Here is a 14,673-nt window from a genome sequence, read left to right as displayed (position 1 = left end):
GACCGGTCACGCCGTACGTAGGCGCTGGATGATCGCGACGAGTTCCCCGACAGGTGGGCGGTCGTCGCGACGCTGCGGACGGCTGTACGCGACGGTCCCATCCGGGGCGACGACGAAGTCCCCGCCAAGCTGGAGCGTGTCCACACCGGAACGCCGGAGACGTTGCCCCGAGGCGAGCAGCGCGGCGTAGCGGCGCCAGACGCCGGGGTCGAGCCAGACCCGCCACCAGGGCGCCCGGCGGAGCCCCCACGCGCGGTACGCGGCGCGCTCGGGATCGACGAGCACGGGGAAGCGCTGCGGCCGCTCGACGCCCCGTAGCAGTCCCGCCCGGACGAGCTCCGGGGTGTCGTGGACGACGAAGATCGCGGTGGCGTCCAGGCGTTCGAGGCGTCCCGCCCGCTCGTGCACCTTCACGAGGTGCGCGTGGCAGATCAGTCAACCGGCGTGGCGCAGGAACGAGACGAGCACCGGCCTACCGCGGAGGTCGCGCAGATCGGTGACGGTGCCGTCGAGATCGGCCAGCCGCAGAGCGGGGGCGGGCTCACCGGCGGCGGGCGGGTTCGCTGACACGATCCGATCCTCCCGACTCAGGTGGCGGCGTCGATCGCCCCAGTGGAACGATCAGTGTGCTGCGCGCAACCCCATAAGGGCGAACCCGAGCAGGCCGGAGCCGACCACCAGCAGGCGCAGGTCGGGGTTCGCCCACGTCCGCCAGAGAGCGGTCGCCACGATCGCGGCGAGCACGACCACCTGCACCAGCACGCCGGCATCGGTGCGCGGGAACAGCAGCTCGTTCACGTGGGTGTCCGGGATCGACGCGGGGCGTGGCTCACACCTCGGAACCCCCCGCTCTCGTCATCGCTTCCTGCCTAGTGCCAGGTTGCCCACTCCGCGCCGAGCGCGATCCCGACGGCGAAGATCAGGAAGGGGGCGGCGACGACGACGGTCCGCACGTAGCCGCGGCGCCCCGCCGCGTGGGCGAGGCCGTGGCTGGTGGCGGCCGCACCAGCAGTCGCCACCAGCCACCACGCGACCCTCACCGCGGTAGGCCATGCGATCGGGACCAGCCAGCCGGGATAGCCGGTGGAGGGTGAGTCGCCCAGGACGCTGCCCAGGAGTTCCAGCGTCACCGCCAGCAACGTCACCGCTCCGCCGGCCAGAGCCCAGCCAGGGAGGGGCTGGTCGTGCTCCTCGTTCACGCTCGCCGACAGCGCCGCGTCCCGGCCGGTTCGCACGATGCTGCCTCCTGGTCGCGCTCGACCATCTCGTTCCGCCCCCGAGTCAACACGCAGCGGCACGTCTGGCATCCATCCGCCTCGACGGTCTGTCGCGCGACTCGGGGAACCCCTGCGTGACCTTGCCGTCACACTACGCTCGCGATCGTGTCGACGACGCCGGGACATCCCGAGCGACGGAATGCGACGGGGCCCGATCCGGTTTCAGCGATCGTGAGCCCCACCGAGACCCGCCAACCCGACGCCCGCGACGAGGCGTTCCAGACCTACGTCGTCCCGGAGCTCGAGCTGCTCTACGCCGTCGCCATGCGCCTGACCCGCGACCCCCACGACGCCGAGGACGTGGTCCAGGAGACGCTGCTGCGGGCCTACCGCGCCATCGAGCGTTTCGACGGCCGTCACCCCCGCGCCTGGCTGCTGACGATCCTGCGCAACAGCAACATCAACCGCGCCCGCAAGCGCACCCCGGACCTGCTCTGGGACGAGCAACGCACCCTGGGTTCCATGCCCGCCACTGGGTCCGCCGGTCGCACCGACGGCGCCGCGGAGGCCGCCCTCGACCGCATCCCCGACGACACCCTCGTCGTCGCGCTGAAGCGCCTCTCCGACGACCACCGCGCCGTGATCGCCCTGGTCGACATCGACGGGCTGTCGTACCGCGAGGCCGCCGAGGTCCTCGACATCCCGATCGGGACCGTCATGAGCCGCCTCCACCGCGCCCGCAACAAGCTCCGAACCCGGCTCGAGAAGGCCGGGTACCTCGATGGGGGAACACGATGATCCGCAAACTGCGCCGACTGGTGCTACCACCCGACTGCCGCGAGGTCGCACAGGTCCTGCAATCGTTCCTCGACGGCGAACTACCCGAGTCCAAGACCCACCTCGTCGCCGTGCACCTCGAGCACTGCGAGCGCTGCGGCATCGAGGCGTCCGTCTACCGCGAGGTCAAGCGCTCGCTCGCGGAACTGTCCACAGCACCCGACCCGGACGCCGTCGAACGGCTGCGGACGTTCGCGGAGGGACTCACCGCCGACGAGGCCACGTGATCCCTGTGACCGAACGCACGCAGCGACGCGAGCAGCTCGATCTCGGTCTCGGCCGAGCGGCCCGGCCTGACCTCGAGCTGATCTACGTCGGCGACCCCATGTGCAGCTGGTGTTGGGGCTTCGCCCCCGTCCTCGAGCGGCTCGACACTCGCCTCGACATCCCTCTGCGCACCATCATGGGCGGCCTCAGGACCGGGGGTAGAGCCGAACCGATGGGTGCCCCCGAGCGGGTCGCGATGGGGCGCTACTGGCGGCAGGTCGCCGAGACGACCGGCCAGCGGTTCACCACGGCGGCCCTGGAGCACGAGGGGTGGGCCTACGACACCGAACCGGCCTGCCGTGCGGTGGTCGCCCTGCGCCAGCTCGCTCCGCAAAACACGCTGCGGTGGCTCGCTCGCGTTCACCGGGCGTTCTACGTCGAGGGCGTCGATGTCACCGACCTATCGGTCTTCCCCGATCTGCTGGAGGGCTTCTACGCCGACCGCGACGAGTACCGCCAGGTACTGCACGACCCGGCCACGCTCGAGCAGACGCGGAGGGACATCGAGCAGGCACGGGACCTCGGCGTCGCAGGGTTCCCGACCGTGCTTCTGCGCGACGGTGACGACCTCGCGGTCGTGACGCGCGGGTACGTCCCCGGCGACCAACTCGAGCCAGCACTCGCGCGCTGGCTCGAGGAGCGGTACGGCGACGTCGGTTCGGGCCTTACCTGCGATCCGGCCAGCGGGATCTGCTGATCCCACGGTCGCCACATCCCGGTGAGCACGCGAGGTGGAACAAGCCGTCGACCACCTCGGTTCCCTGCCCGACCGGACAGGAACACCGGTGGGCCCGGGCTCCTTCCGCGGCCAGCATCGGGAGGTCGCACAGTGCCGAACCCATCGTCGAGGTAGCCCCGTGACGGCGAACAGCATCACCGTCTACTGGCGTCCCGGGTGCGGCTTCTGCGCATCGCTGCTACTCGGGCTCGAGCGCAGCGGTCTCGCCTTCGACCGGGTCGACATCTGGCAGGACGAGGCTGCGGCGCGCTTCGTCCGGAGCGTCGCTGGGGGGAACGAGACCGTCCCGACCGTACGGATCGGCGCGGTGGCCCTGGTCAACCCCTCGATCCCCGACGTGCTGCGGACGGTCGCGGCCGAGCTGCCGGAGCGTCTCCCGGAGGGCTACGAACCGCCCCGTCCCGGATTGCTCGCGCGGGCGGTCACGAGGGTCCTGGGCGGGTGAGCAGCCACCGTCGAGCATTCGCGGTCCGCGCCGTGTGGGAACGGTCGCGCCGACGTCTGCGTGACATCGAACTCACGACGCGGCCGGTGGATGACGAGGTCGCCGCGGCGCACGCCGAACGCTGGGCAGAGCTGCCCGAACGTGTCCGGACGCCGGCGCAGATGGTGGGTCGCAAGTTCACCGGCTGCGAGGCGACCCACGGGGTCTTCCCCTCCTGCGACTTCGGCTGCGAGCCTTGCTACCACGGAGCGGAGGCGAACCGGGTTCCTATCGACGGTTCCCACACCATCGCCGAGGTCGATCGCCAGATGGCCTACCTGCGACAGCGCCGTGGACCGGGCCAGTACGCCCAGCTGATCGGTGGAGAGGTCTCGTTGCTGCCGCCCGATGCGCACGCCGAGGCCCTCGCCGTGATGCGTCGTCACGGTCGCATCCCGATGAGCTTCACGCACGGCGACTTCGACGACGACTACCTCGAAGCGGTCGTGCTCGATGCCGACGGGCAGCCGCGGTTCGACTCGGTGTCGTTCGCGGTTCACATCGACTCCACGATGCGCGGCCGTCGCGCGGTCAGGAGGCCGGCCAACGAGGCCGAGCTCCACGACGAGCGGGCACGGATCGCGGTGATGTTCCGGCGCCTGCGCGAGCGTCACGGGGTCCGCAGCTACCTGGCGCACAACATGACGGTCACGCCCGACAACGTCGACGAGATCGCCGAGGTCGTACGGGTCTGCCGCCGCCTGGGGTACCGGATGGCCTCGTTCCAGCCGGCCGCCTACGTCGGCGACGAGCGCCGTTGGGGCGAGGGCTACCGTGAGCTGACCGACGAGCGGGTCTGGCGGGAGATCGAGCGCGGCGTGGGACGTCGTCTGCCGTTCCGGGTGCTCCAGGCCGGCGACGAGCGCTGCAACCGCTCCACCTGGGGCGTGTGGGTTGGTCGGCGTTACGTCCCGGTGTTCGACGACCTCGACCCCCGTGACCTGCGGGCCCGCGACGCCTACCTGCAGGCGATCCCGGCCAACCTGCGTCTGGATACGTGGCCGGTCAAGCTCGCCCGCGCGGCACGCTCGCTCGTCCGACATCCGACCGATGCGATCGTCTTGACGCGATGGGTCGCGCGATTCCTGGCGCGTGCCGCCCCTGGCGTGCTGGATGAACCGGAGCGGCGGAGCAGACCACCGATCCTGGCGACGACCTACGTCATGCACCGCTTCATGGACGCAGCCGCCGTCCGCCGCGCGTGGGAGCTGATGGAGCGCGGCGTCGACGCCGAGGACGCCGACACGCGCGCCACGCAGGAGCGCCTGCGCGCGTGCGCGTACGGGATGGCACACCCGGCATCGGACCGTGTCGTCCCGGCGTGCGTCCAGCACAGCGTGCTCGACCCGGCCGAGAACCAGCAGCTGATCCCGCTGCTCCCCTCACGCGCACGTCCGCGATCCGTCAACTGACCCACGCAGGGCGCCGAGAGGTCAGGATCCCGCGCGCTCGTCGCCCGTGCCCGCCGAAGGGCGGAACACGTACCAGAACGGCAGCGCGACCAGGACGGCAGCACCGAGCATGTTGCCGATCCCGGCCGGGACGATGTTCCAGCCCAGCGCCGTCGCCCAGCCGGGACCCTGCGCGGTCTCGGCCATCCACAGCGCGAAGTAGCCCATGTTGGCCGGGCTGTGCTGGAGGTTCGCCGCCACGAACGTCGTGACGGCCAGCATGATGCTGGCGATCTCCCGGACAGCGGGTTCGGGCGCCATCCTCGATGCGTACCTCATCACCCCGCTTCGTGTGCTCACTCTCGTCGCCAGCAGCCGCCCCATGACGGCTGACCATGCGGTCGGTGACAGCGACTGATGGGTCCACGGAGGGCAGCACACTAGGAACGACACCTACGAACACCGGGAGATGCCATGAAGGTCGCTACCGTCGTACTCGCAGACACCGAGACCCACGAGAACCTCGCTCGTGTCGTCAACGCCATGACCGCCGTGAAGGAGTTCCACGACGCCGGCGACGACGTCAAGCTCATCTTCGACGGCGCGGGAACACGCTGGCCCGGCGAGCTGTCCGACACCGACCACCAAGCTCATCGGCTCTACGAGTCCGTGGAGGACGTCATCGCGGGCGCGTGCAGCTACTGCGCCGAAGCGTTCGACGCCACCGAAGACGTCGAGAACGCCGGCATCAGATTGCTGGACGAGTACAAGCGCCACCCCAGCTTCCGCACCCTGCTCCAGGACGGCTACGAGGTCCTGACCTTCTGACGCTGCACCCACCGCAACGAAGTCGCTCGCGAACGTCGTGGCAGGCGGGGTAGCGGACCGAAGAGGTCACCAGTCCGAGCCGGCGCCGTCCTGGTGGTCGTCAGACGGGATCGGGAGAGGGTCCGTCATGCCGCATCTCCGGCGTCGCCACGGTGCTCTGTCGGGTGCTCTCGTGCCTGGCCGGCACGCTCGGCCTCCGTGATCGCCCAGGCAGCGTTGACGAGACCCACGTGGCTGAAGGCCTGGGGGAAGTTGCCCAAGAGCTGTCCCTCGCCGTACTCCTCGGCGAGCAGGTCGACGTCGTTGCGCACGGCGATGGCGGCCTCGAACAGTTCCCGGGCACGCTCGACCTCGCCCGCCATCGCGTGCGCTTGCGCCAGCCAGAAGGTGCACAGCAGGAACGTGCCCTCCTCGCCGGCCAGTCCGTCGTGGTGGCGGTAGCGGTACACGAACCCGGCATCGTCGGTCAGCCGCTCCTCGATGGCCGCCACGGTCGAGCGCACCCGAGCGTCGTCGCCGGGCAGGAACCCCACCAGCGGGATTCGCAGCGCACTGGCATCGAGTACGTCGGAACCGAACGCCTGGGTGAACGCTCCGATGCCGTCGTGGTAGCCGCGCTCGAGGATCGCGGAGCGGATCGCCCGCCGGGCTTCGGTCCAGCGCTGCACGTCTTCGTGCGAGGTGTGGAGGTCGTCAGTTAGCTGCAGCGCACGGTCGAGCGCGACCCAGCACATCAGCTTGGAGTGCAGGAAGTGTCGGGGACCGCCGCGGACCTCCCAGATCCCCTGGTCGGGCTCCTGCCAGTCACGGACCGCCGCGTCGGCGAGGTCGACCAGGAACCGGCGCGTCACCCCGTCGAGGGGCAGGAGCTGCTCGCGCAGCCGGAAGACGGCGTCGAGCACCTCGCCGTAGACGTCGAGCTGGCGTTGGTCGAAGGCGGCGTTGCCGATGCGGACCGGACCGGAGCCGCGCCAGCCGGTCAGATGATCGAGGGTCCGTTCCGCGAGGTCGTGTTCACCCGCGATGCCGTACATGATCTGTATCGCCGCGTCGCTGTGCATGTCGGTGGCGGCCGCCCCGACGAGCCACGATACGAAGGCGCTCGCCTCGTCGGGGCAGGCCGCGACCCACAACGCGTCGAGGGTCATCGACGCATCGCGCAGCCAGCCGTAGCGGTAGTCCCAGTTGCGCCCCCCGCCGATGGTCTCGGGCAGCGACGTCGTCGGCGCGGCCACGATGGCTCCGGTGGGCTGGAAGGTCAGTCCCTGCAGCACCGCTCCGCTGAAGCGGACCAGATCGCGCCAGGGGCCGTCGTAGCCCTGATGTTGCTCCGCCCACGACGACCATGCTTCGAGCGTGTCGTCGATCCGGTCGCGTACGTCGTCGGCATGCCACGCGGCAGGCTCGCCTTCCCACGCTCGTGACCACTGCAGGACGAAGCTCGCCTCGTCGCCGGCCGTGAGTTCCAGCTCCGCGCCGGCGGTCCCACCGTCGACCGCGAGTTGGACGTCGGTCGTCAGGGCGAGCGCGTCGGGGCTCCCGCGGGTCACGACTCCCCCTTCGCTGTGGCACAGCAGTGGCCGCGTCAGCCCGTACTCGGGGCGGGGGGCGAACTCCACCTGCAGACGTACCTGGCCCTCGGTGCAGGTGGCGTGGCGGAGCAGCGCATGCGGCGCGTCCCGGCCGAGTTCGTGCCCACGCTCGCCGACCCCCAGCGCCAACGCGTCGGTCAGGCGCAACACCCCATCTGGGGTGCGGAAGGTCGTCTCGAGCACAAGGCTGCCGTCGATGTAGCGTCGGGTCACTTCCGTCTCGCCGGCGACGCCCACGCGGAAGTGGCCCGCCTCGTCGTCGAGCAGTCGGGCGCAGACACTGGGCGAATCGAAGCGCGGGAAGGCCAGCCATTCCACGGACCCGTCCAACCTGACCAGGGCGGTGGAGTGGGAGTCGGACAGGAAGGCGTGTTCCTCGATCGCGCGGTCGCTCATGACGCCGGCTCAGCCACGCACGATGCGGCTGCCGGGGAAGTGGGCAGCGAAGTCCCGGGGGAAGCTCGTGAACGACGGCAGGGGCTGAAGCGGCGGTGCCTGACCACCGAGCGGACGTCCGAGCGCTGTCCAGCGCAGACCGTCGCCTGCGTGCAGTCCACCCTCTCGGGCCTGGAGTTCGACGATACGTCCGTCGGGCAGCTGGCGAGACAGCGCCGCCCACGAGCCCGTCGTTGGGTCGAGCACGACCGCGACCGGCGTGTCGGCCACCTCGACGTTGACCACCGTGACCTCCTGGAGGTCGAGGTAAGGCACACCCACGGGTTCGCCACGTTCCAGATCGACCACGATCAGCATGTCGTCGAGCGCGAAGCTAGTAGGTCCGCCGCCAGCGTCGAGAGCGAGCGTCTCGGGGTGCTCCGCCGTCCAGGCGCCCCACGTGGTCAGCGTCGACGGCAGCAGCTCCAGGCGCTGACCCTTCCTCGGTCCGAGGATGGCCTCGCCCGAGGGCTGGCTCCACACGCTGCCGGTGTCGTGATCCCACCAGGTCATGGCGCGCTTGTAGAGATCACCCTGGTTCCCCAGCACCACCTCCGCCCCGTCGATCTCTCGGCGATGGACCATCGCCGTGGCGCACAGCGGTCACCAGGTGGACAGGATCGGCGTGCCGCCGAGCCGGTCGAGGACCATCTCCCGGTGGTTGAGCACGTTGATCGGGTACGCGTGCGCTTCCCCGTGCAGGGCGACCCCGAGTACCAGGGTGCCCTCGTCCCACTCCGTCTCGGTGGCGGTGAGGAACTGCGGGGCGTAGATGGGGCGTATGCAGTCACGCGAGACGACCCGCTGGTAGCCGGGCGGCAGCGGCTCGGTCTCGGTCGGGTCTGCCACCTCGTCGGGATCGTTCACAGCCAGATCAGGCGTGTCGGCCTCCTCGACGCCGGGCTGTCGCAGGACGGGCATCGCGACCAGCAGCAGCGCCAAGCCGACCGTCACGATCGCGACGACGATGCCCAGGCCACCTTTTCCGTCCACGTCCCGGGAACCGTTCGTCGACGGTCGCCATTCCGTGGCCGACCGATCACGTCAGTCGTCGTCCGAGGAGGTGAGCGTCGCGAAGGCCGCGCTCGTCGCCAGCCCGTACACGATGTGAGCCGACAGATCCTTCATCAGCGTCTGGGCGTCGTACTCCCACATGGGCTTGTACACGCCCATCGCCCCCAGCGTGACGTAGCTGTTGGTGAAGGCACCGACCCCAGTCAGCACGCCACCCGTGATCGTGCCACGGCCGCGCTGTAGCAGTCCGTGTCCGATGCCGTACCCGATGCCGGTGAGCCAGTGCATGACGTTGGTCGTGGTACCGGCCGCTTCGTCGGGCAGGTCGACGCCGACCGTATCGGCCAGGCGCTTGCCGACCTCGCCAGGCGCCGAGGCGTCGTCGAACGACTCCGTCGAGTTGACGAACTCCCACTCGGTGAAGGAATCCTCGCCACCTCCCGACCGGTAGCGCTGGTACCACAGAAGGTCCATCGCCAAGGTCCCGACGGTGCCAGCGACAGCACCGATCAACGCATCCCGCACCAGCCGTGAACCCATCGTTGCTCCATTCGTCGGCAGTCCGCCGGGGGGAACCCGCTCCGGCGGCGTACGCATCCGTCCGAACGGCCGGGCACGTGGGGCGGTCGACCGGCGCTCGCCGGGAGATAGCGTGAACGGGAAGAGAGCTGGGGGGAACCTGAGTGGCCAACGACCCCGTCGCGGCGTGGCGGGCGCTGGGACAGCACGAGGTCATCCGCGGCCACGAGCTGTTCACCCTCGACCTGCCCGTCACCGGAGAGGAGTCGGGTCCGCCTGTCGTGTTCGTCCACGGCTTCCCCACGTCCTCGTACGACTGGCGGCTGATGGTGCCGGCGCTGCGGCGTGACCGCCGCGTTCTTGCGCTCGACCTGCTCGGGTTCGGACTATCTTCGAAGCCCGATCAGCCGTACCGCCTCAGCGAGCAGGCCGACCTCGTCCAGAGCCTGATCGTGTCCCGCGGTCTCGCGGAGATCGACCTCGTCACCCACGACATGGGCGACTCGGTCGGCGGCGAACTGCTGGCCCGGGACCTCGACGGCGAGCTGCCGTTCCGCGTCAGGCGCCGGGTCCTGACCAACGGTTCCATCTACATCGGCTCGGCGCACCTTCGCATCGGGCAGCGCCTGCTGCTGGCGCTGCCCGACCGGAGGCTCCCGGTGGGCCTGCCGCGAAGACTGCTCGATCAGGGTCTGACCGACGTCTTCGGTCCGAACTCGCCGCCGCCACGGGGGGAGCTCGATGCGCAGTGGCGGCTGATGCGGCACGGTGACGGTGACCGGCTGATGCCGCGCATCATCCGGTACATCCGCGAGCGCCAGGCTCGCGAGGCACGGTTCACCGGCGCGATCGAGCGGCACCCTGCACCTTGCTTGATCCTGTGGGGCCGTGACGACCCGGTGGCCCTGCCGGTGATGGCCGAACGGTTCGAGGCGCGGGCTCGGGCCCCGACCCATCTGGCCATGCTCGACGGTATCGGCCACTTCCCCATGGTCTCAGCCCCTGATCAGGTCGCGGCCGAGGTCGCCGCCTGGTGTGACGGCGGATCTTCTACCTGAGGTGCGGCTAGCGTCGGGGGTGTTCACGTTCAGGAGATCACGCGTGGCCCGCCCCGCCTGGTTCGACGAGAGCCTGTTCCCGTTCGAGAGCCGCTGGCTGGACGTCGACGGGGCGCGCATCCACTACGTCGACGAGGGCACGGGCCCGGTGCTGCTGATGTTGCACGGCAACCCGACGTGGTCGTTCCTGTTCCGCCACCTGATCTCGGGTCTCGGCGACCGGTTCCGGTGCGTGGCGCTCGACTACCCCGGCTTCGGCCTCTCCACCGCTCCACCTGGCTACGGTTACCGCATCCACGAGCACGTGCGGATGGTCGAGCGGTTCGTCGAGGAACTGGACCTGCAGGACATCACCCCGGTCGTGCAGGACTGGGGCGGGCCCATCGGCATGGCCGTGAGCGTGCGGCACCCGGAGCGGATCCGTGCCTTCGTCATCGGCAACACCTGGGCGTGGCCGATCGAAGCGACCTTCCCCAAGATCTTCGGTCGCGTGCTCGGTGGCCCGCTGGGACACGTGCTGGTCCGTCGGTTCGACGTGTTCGCGCGCGTCTTCGTCCCCGGTGGCATCCGTCGGCGCAAGCTGACTCCCGCCGAGCACCGGATGTACACCGCGCCCCACCCGACCCCGGCCTCGCGGGAGCCGGTCCACGTTATGCCGCGCGAGATCAACGCCGCCCGGCCGCTGCTCGAGGAGGTGGCCGCAGGCCTCGACCGCGTCGCCGACCGTCCCGCGCTGATCGTGTGGGCGACCGCCGACCAGGCCTTCAAGGAGCGTGAGCGACGACGCTTCGAGCGCACGTTCCCCGACCACCGGACGGTCGAGCTCGAGGGTGCCGGGCACTACCTCTGGGAGGACGCGCCGGACGAGATCATCGAGGCGATCCGGTCCTGGTTCCCCGACTGAGGGACGCGTGCCTCCCCGACCGCGCACCCGCGACGACGAGCGTCAGCCGGCGGTTCCTCGCAGCGCAACCCTCTCGAGGGTGAGGCTGTTCCGCCCGGTGCGGTCATGCCGGTGGGTCCTGGGCGAGCACGCGGTAGTCGCCCCGCCCCGTGCTCTCGTCGAACTCGCCCTCGAACACCAGCAGCTGCTCGGTCAGCCAGCGGTAGCTCTCGTGCTGGGTGAACGCGCGCAGCGCACCGTTGACCGACCACATCGGTGCGCGCGACTGCAGGCGCAGCCCGAAGCCGCGGAAGTCGAGCTGGAGCAGCGCTCCGTCGTCGGTCTCGAGCAGCGCGCCGGGGTTGACCGTGCAGATGTGATCGCCGCTGGCTCGGGGCTCTCCCTGAGCCAGCTCGAGGTAGCCGGGATCGAGCGGGCAGTCGCCGGTGTACATGGAGAACCGCATCGTGCCCGTCAGCTCGCCTCTGGCCCGACCGGCCCCGTCGCTGAGGTGGGCGCCGTCCCGACCCTGGGGCGGGATGACCGTGTCAGCGGAGGGATCGGCCTGCCAGGTGAACTCGAACAGCGGTGTCAGGCTCACGCGAGGGTCCTCTGTCGGGGGCGCGGCCCACGGTAGGGGTACCACCACGGTGGAAGGTCAAGCACGATCGTGAGCAACGTCTGTCAGCGGTCGCTGGATCAGTCCGCAGAACCCGTCGCAGCCAGCCGGGTCGAAGTCACGGGCACGCTCGGCGACGGCGCGCAGCTGGCTGCGGACCTGCCGCAGCTCGCGCAGCCGCTGCTCGACCTCGTCGAGGCGCCTCTGCACCAGCGAGGTGACGTGACCGCAGGGTGGCTCGCCGTCGTCGCTGATGGCGAGGATCTCGCCGATCTGGGCGAGCGTGAACCCGGCCGCCTGCGCGTCCTTGATGAACGCCACCCGATCCACCGCACCAGTGTCGTAATCGCGGTACCCACCCGGGGTCCGCGGGGGTCGCGGCAGCAGGCCCTGGCGCTCGTAGAACCGCAGCGTCTTCGTCGTCACGCCTGTACGCGACGCCACCTCACCGATCAGCATCCGACATCCTCCTGGCTTGACCCTCCAGCGCGGTGGAACGCGTACCGTAGGTAGCGTGTTCCCTCGGATGCAGCGACCCTCCGCGCACTCCACGATGGTGGGCGCACGGACCAGAGGAGACGGCATGCCCGAAGCTGTGGACCGGGATCGTCTGATCGAGCTGCTCGCGCGTGGCGCTCAGCTCGTCGAGGTGTTGTCGGCACGCGAATACGAGCACCTGCACCTGCCCGGCGCCATCAACCTGCCGATCAAGGAGCTGTCCCGTGACCGAGCGATGGCCGACCTCGCCATCGACGCGCCGGTGGTCACGTACTGCAACGGCTTCTTGTGAGACATGAGCCCGCGGGCCGCGTGGCGGCTCGAGCAGTACGGCTTCGAAGAGGTGTACGAGTACACCGGAGGCAAGGAGGACTGGTTGGCCGCGGGCCGGGAGGTCGAGGGTGATCAGCAAGGCCGACCCCTGCTGGCTGAGCTGGCGCGCACCGATGTGGCCGAGTGTCAGCTCGACGACCGCGCCGGTGACGTGCTCGATCGCATCGGAGATCTGGGCTTCGCCCTCGTCCTGGGCGATGAGCGAGTGGTTCTCGGCAAGCTGCTACGACGTCACGCCGAGTCGGATCCGGACGCGGCTGTGAAGGACGTCCTCGTCGAAGGGCCTACGACGGTGCGGGCGAGTGAGGACCCGGTGGGGCTGCTGGAGCGGATGCGTCGCGCCGAGACCGGATCGGTGATCGTGACGACGAAGGAGGGGCGGCTGATCGGAGTCGCGGTCACGGCCGACCTGGCTGACGCCGTCGACGGACACGGTCACGACCACGACCACGTCTGAAGCCACCGCTGCGATAGCTCGGCAACTTCGTCACCCGTTCCGACCTGATATCCGACCGGATCGGGGGATGAAGTCGATACGGCCCCGGGACTCAGGCCGGACCGCGAGGGAGGCCGTCGGGTACGGCGCGCCCGGAGGGATTCGAACCCCCGACCAACGGATTAGAAGTTCAGCACCGTTCCTCGAACCCGGCGAGATACGCACAACTGAGGCCGTTGAGGCAGCCCCGCTACGGCCAGGGTTGGCATGACTTGGCATGACTTGGCACGCTCGGCTGCGCATCTCCAGCTTGTTCACCGAGCTCGCCAGGGGTAGCGACGTTCCGGGCCTGTCCCGGCCAGCCTCATCTCTGCGCTTGCAATTCGGGTCTGCCCAGACTTTGGTTGACTGCAGTTGTGCGGGTCATGCTGCTTCGGTGATGCGGTTGTAGCCGATGACGGCTTCGAACTCGACGGGTGTGAGCTTGCCGAGGGCGCGTCGCCGTCGGCGCCGGTGGTAGGTCCGCTCGATCTAGGTGATGATCGCGGGCCGGAACTCGTCTCGGGTGGTCCAGGCCTGGCGGTTCAGCACGTTCTTCTGCAGCGGCGCGAAGATCGATTCCATCGCGGCGTTGTCCCCGGCGGCGGACACCCGCCCCATCGAACCGGTCAGGCCGTGGGCGCGCAGGGCTCGCTGGTAACGACGAGAGCCGGAGCGGAACTGACCTCTGCGGTCGGAGTGAACGACAGGGTCCCGGTCGGCTGTCGCCTGGCGATCTCGCGGTCGGCTTTGCAGCATCCGCCAGCTGCGAGGTCATGCGCGCGTCGATGGCGTAGTCCCGTGGGCCCAGGACAGCTCCACTTTACCCCAGGCACCCCAGAGCCTCCACCGAACCCAGGGTGGTTCAGGTGTGGCGAGTCACGTAATCGGTGAAGCTGACCTTGTCCGTCGACGCGTCCCAGCCGCGGGGCGAGACGACCGTCTGGAGGTTGCCGACGGGGTCGTAGATGTGGCGGGTGACCGCGTCGCGCAGCGATGCGCCGGACGCGTCGACCTGGAACGGCTCGTGACCGTGACCGGCAGGCCACGCTGGTCGTAGCCGATGGTGGTCACACCCTCGGCGTCGGTGCGGGAGGTCAGCTCGTCGTTGGCGTTGTAGCCGAAGCTGGTCGTGTGGTCCTCGGCGTCGGTGACCGAGATGAGCCGGTGCGCGTCGTCGTAGCCGCGGACCGTGGTGTGGCTGGGCGGGGACGTGGCGGTGCAGTCCACGCTGACGAGGCCGGCGCGGGGTGCGACCTACCATACCAGGTCCCCGGCGAGGTCGTAGCAGAAGTGGGTGACGGCCGGGAGGCTGACGGTGCCGGTTTCCGGGTCGACGTCGAGGCGTCGCTCACGCACGACCCGGTCGAGGTCGTCGTAGCTGTACTCGGTGCGGAAGTCATCGGTCCTGGAGGTGGCTGTGCCTCGTGGGCTGGTGACCGCTTCGACGCGCCCCGCCTCCATCTTCGTTACGTCTCGTTGTT

The 14,673-nt window shown here is 69.8% G+C and carries 22 protein-coding genes; 10 read left to right on the top strand and 12 right to left on the bottom strand.

Annotation, left to right across the window (positions count from 1 at the left end):
• Positions 1-6 precede the first annotated feature (6 nt).
• From KY469_06615 to KY469_06605, 3 genes are all read right to left on the bottom strand, one after another.
• On the bottom strand, positions 7-414 hold the full coding sequence (locus KY469_06615; GenBank protein MBW3662754.1) for an AhpC/TSA family protein: 408 nt from the start codon (positions 412-414) through the stop codon (positions 7-9).
• A gap of 207 nt (positions 415-621) precedes the next feature.
• Positions 622-798 (bottom strand): hypothetical protein, encoded by a 177-nt coding sequence (locus KY469_06610; protein ID MBW3662753.1) that lies wholly within the window; start codon positions 796-798, stop codon positions 622-624.
• Positions 799-869: 71 nt separating this feature from the next.
• The gene (locus tag KY469_06605) at positions 870-1,235 is read right to left on the bottom strand and encodes a hypothetical protein (GenBank protein MBW3662752.1); all 366 of its coding nucleotides are present in this window, start codon (positions 1,233-1,235) and stop codon (positions 870-872) included.
• Positions 1,236-1,448: 213 nt separating this feature from the next.
• On the opposite strand from KY469_06605, the gene KY469_06600 reads away from it, so the two are divergent.
• From KY469_06600 to KY469_06580, 5 genes are all read left to right on the top strand, one after another.
• Positions 1,449-2,015, top strand: a complete 567-nt coding sequence (locus KY469_06600) for a sigma-70 family RNA polymerase sigma factor (protein ID MBW3662751.1) — start codon at positions 1,449-1,451, stop codon at positions 2,013-2,015.
• Positions 2,012-2,281, top strand: coding sequence for a zf-HC2 domain-containing protein (locus KY469_06595; GenBank protein MBW3662750.1), 270 nt, complete (start codon positions 2,012-2,014; stop codon positions 2,279-2,281). Before KY469_06600 ends, KY469_06595 begins: the two co-directional genes overlap by 4 nt.
• The gene (locus KY469_06590) at positions 2,278-3,018 is read left to right on the top strand and encodes a DsbA family protein (protein MBW3662749.1); all 741 of its coding nucleotides are present in this window, start codon (positions 2,278-2,280) and stop codon (positions 3,016-3,018) included. The genes KY469_06595 and KY469_06590 overlap by 4 nt, the downstream gene beginning before the upstream one ends.
• Positions 3,019-3,178: 160 nt before the next feature.
• Entirely contained in the window at positions 3,179-3,505 is a 327-nt protein-coding gene (locus KY469_06585) for an NrdH-redoxin (protein MBW3662748.1), read from the top strand.
• Positions 3,506-3,537: 32 nt separating this feature from the next.
• Positions 3,538-4,956: a radical SAM domain-containing protein gene (locus KY469_06580; GenBank protein ID MBW3662747.1), complete on the top strand. Its 1,419-nt coding sequence runs from the start codon at positions 3,538-3,540 to the stop codon at positions 4,954-4,956.
• Positions 4,957-4,977: 21 nt separating this feature from the next.
• Here KY469_06580 and KY469_06575 read toward each other — a convergent pair whose 3' ends face one another.
• Positions 4,978-5,256: a formate/nitrite transporter family protein gene (locus tag KY469_06575; GenBank protein ID MBW3662746.1), complete on the bottom strand. Its 279-nt coding sequence runs from the start codon at positions 5,254-5,256 to the stop codon at positions 4,978-4,980.
• A 153-nt stretch (positions 5,257-5,409) separates the two neighbouring features.
• On the opposite strand from KY469_06575, the gene KY469_06570 reads away from it, so the two are divergent.
• Positions 5,410-5,763 carry a DsrE family protein gene (locus KY469_06570; protein ID MBW3662745.1) on the top strand — a complete coding sequence of 118 codons (354 nt, stop codon included), beginning with the start codon at positions 5,410-5,412 and terminating at the stop codon, positions 5,761-5,763.
• Between the two features lie 125 nt (positions 5,764-5,888).
• On the opposite strand, the gene KY469_06565 is transcribed toward KY469_06570, so the two are convergent.
• The 4 genes from KY469_06565 to KY469_06550 are packed head-to-tail and all read right to left on the bottom strand — an operon-like array spanning position 5,889 to position 9,344.
• On the bottom strand, positions 5,889-7,751 hold the full coding sequence (locus KY469_06565; protein MBW3662744.1) for a glycoside hydrolase family 15 protein: 1,863 nt from the start codon (positions 7,749-7,751) through the stop codon (positions 5,889-5,891).
• Between the two features lie 9 nt (positions 7,752-7,760).
• Positions 7,761-8,375 carry a DUF3179 domain-containing protein gene (locus tag KY469_06560; protein ID MBW3662743.1) on the bottom strand — a complete coding sequence of 205 codons (615 nt, stop codon included), beginning with the start codon at positions 8,373-8,375 and terminating at the stop codon, positions 7,761-7,763.
• Between the two features lie 18 nt (positions 8,376-8,393).
• Complete coding sequence (locus KY469_06555; protein ID MBW3662742.1) at positions 8,394-8,783, bottom strand: DUF3179 domain-containing protein; 390 nt, start codon at positions 8,781-8,783, stop codon at positions 8,394-8,396.
• A 51-nt stretch (positions 8,784-8,834) separates the two neighbouring features.
• Positions 8,835-9,344, bottom strand: coding sequence for a hypothetical protein (locus tag KY469_06550; GenBank protein ID MBW3662741.1), 510 nt, complete (start codon positions 9,342-9,344; stop codon positions 8,835-8,837).
• A gap of 143 nt (positions 9,345-9,487) precedes the next feature.
• Between KY469_06550 and KY469_06545 the strand changes: the two genes are divergently transcribed.
• Together KY469_06545 and KY469_06540 are read left to right on the top strand one after the other, a co-directional pair.
• The gene (locus KY469_06545) at positions 9,488-10,381 is read left to right on the top strand and encodes an alpha/beta hydrolase (protein MBW3662740.1); all 894 of its coding nucleotides are present in this window, start codon (positions 9,488-9,490) and stop codon (positions 10,379-10,381) included.
• Between the two features lie 19 nt (positions 10,382-10,400).
• On the top strand, positions 10,401-11,285 hold the full coding sequence (locus KY469_06540; GenBank protein MBW3662739.1) for an alpha/beta fold hydrolase: 885 nt from the start codon (positions 10,401-10,403) through the stop codon (positions 11,283-11,285).
• 103 nt (positions 11,286-11,388) lie between these two features.
• On the opposite strand, the gene KY469_06535 is transcribed toward KY469_06540, so the two are convergent.
• Positions 11,389-11,865 (bottom strand): hypothetical protein, encoded by a 477-nt coding sequence (locus KY469_06535; protein MBW3662738.1) that lies wholly within the window; start codon positions 11,863-11,865, stop codon positions 11,389-11,391.
• 57 nt (positions 11,866-11,922) lie between these two features.
• Positions 11,923-12,342 (bottom strand): heavy metal-responsive transcriptional regulator, encoded by a 420-nt coding sequence (locus tag KY469_06530; GenBank protein MBW3662737.1) that lies wholly within the window; start codon positions 12,340-12,342, stop codon positions 11,923-11,925.
• Between the two features lie 124 nt (positions 12,343-12,466).
• Between KY469_06530 and KY469_06525 the strand changes: the two genes are divergently transcribed.
• Positions 12,467-12,673, top strand: a complete 207-nt coding sequence (locus tag KY469_06525) for a rhodanese-like domain-containing protein (protein ID MBW3662736.1) — start codon at positions 12,467-12,469, stop codon at positions 12,671-12,673.
• 3 nt (positions 12,674-12,676) lie between these two features.
• Complete coding sequence (locus KY469_06520) at positions 12,677-13,171, top strand: CBS domain-containing protein (GenBank protein MBW3662735.1); 495 nt, start codon at positions 12,677-12,679, stop codon at positions 13,169-13,171.
• An 897-nt stretch (positions 13,172-14,068) separates the two neighbouring features.
• Here KY469_06520 and KY469_06515 read toward each other — a convergent pair.
• Both KY469_06515 and KY469_06510 read right to left on the bottom strand, forming a co-directional pair.
• Positions 14,069-14,419 (bottom strand): hypothetical protein, encoded by a 351-nt coding sequence (locus KY469_06515; protein MBW3662734.1) that lies wholly within the window; start codon positions 14,417-14,419, stop codon positions 14,069-14,071.
• 27 nt (positions 14,420-14,446) lie between these two features.
• Entirely contained in the window at positions 14,447-14,653 is a 207-nt protein-coding gene (locus KY469_06510) for a hypothetical protein (protein ID MBW3662733.1), read from the bottom strand.
• Positions 14,654-14,673 lie beyond the last annotated feature (20 nt).

The sequence above is a fragment of the Actinomycetota bacterium genome (assembly GCA_019347575.1).
Taxonomy (GTDB): domain Bacteria; phylum Actinomycetota; class Nitriliruptoria; order Nitriliruptorales; family Nitriliruptoraceae; genus JAHWKY01.
This window is presented reverse-complemented; position numbering and strand designations above follow the sequence as displayed.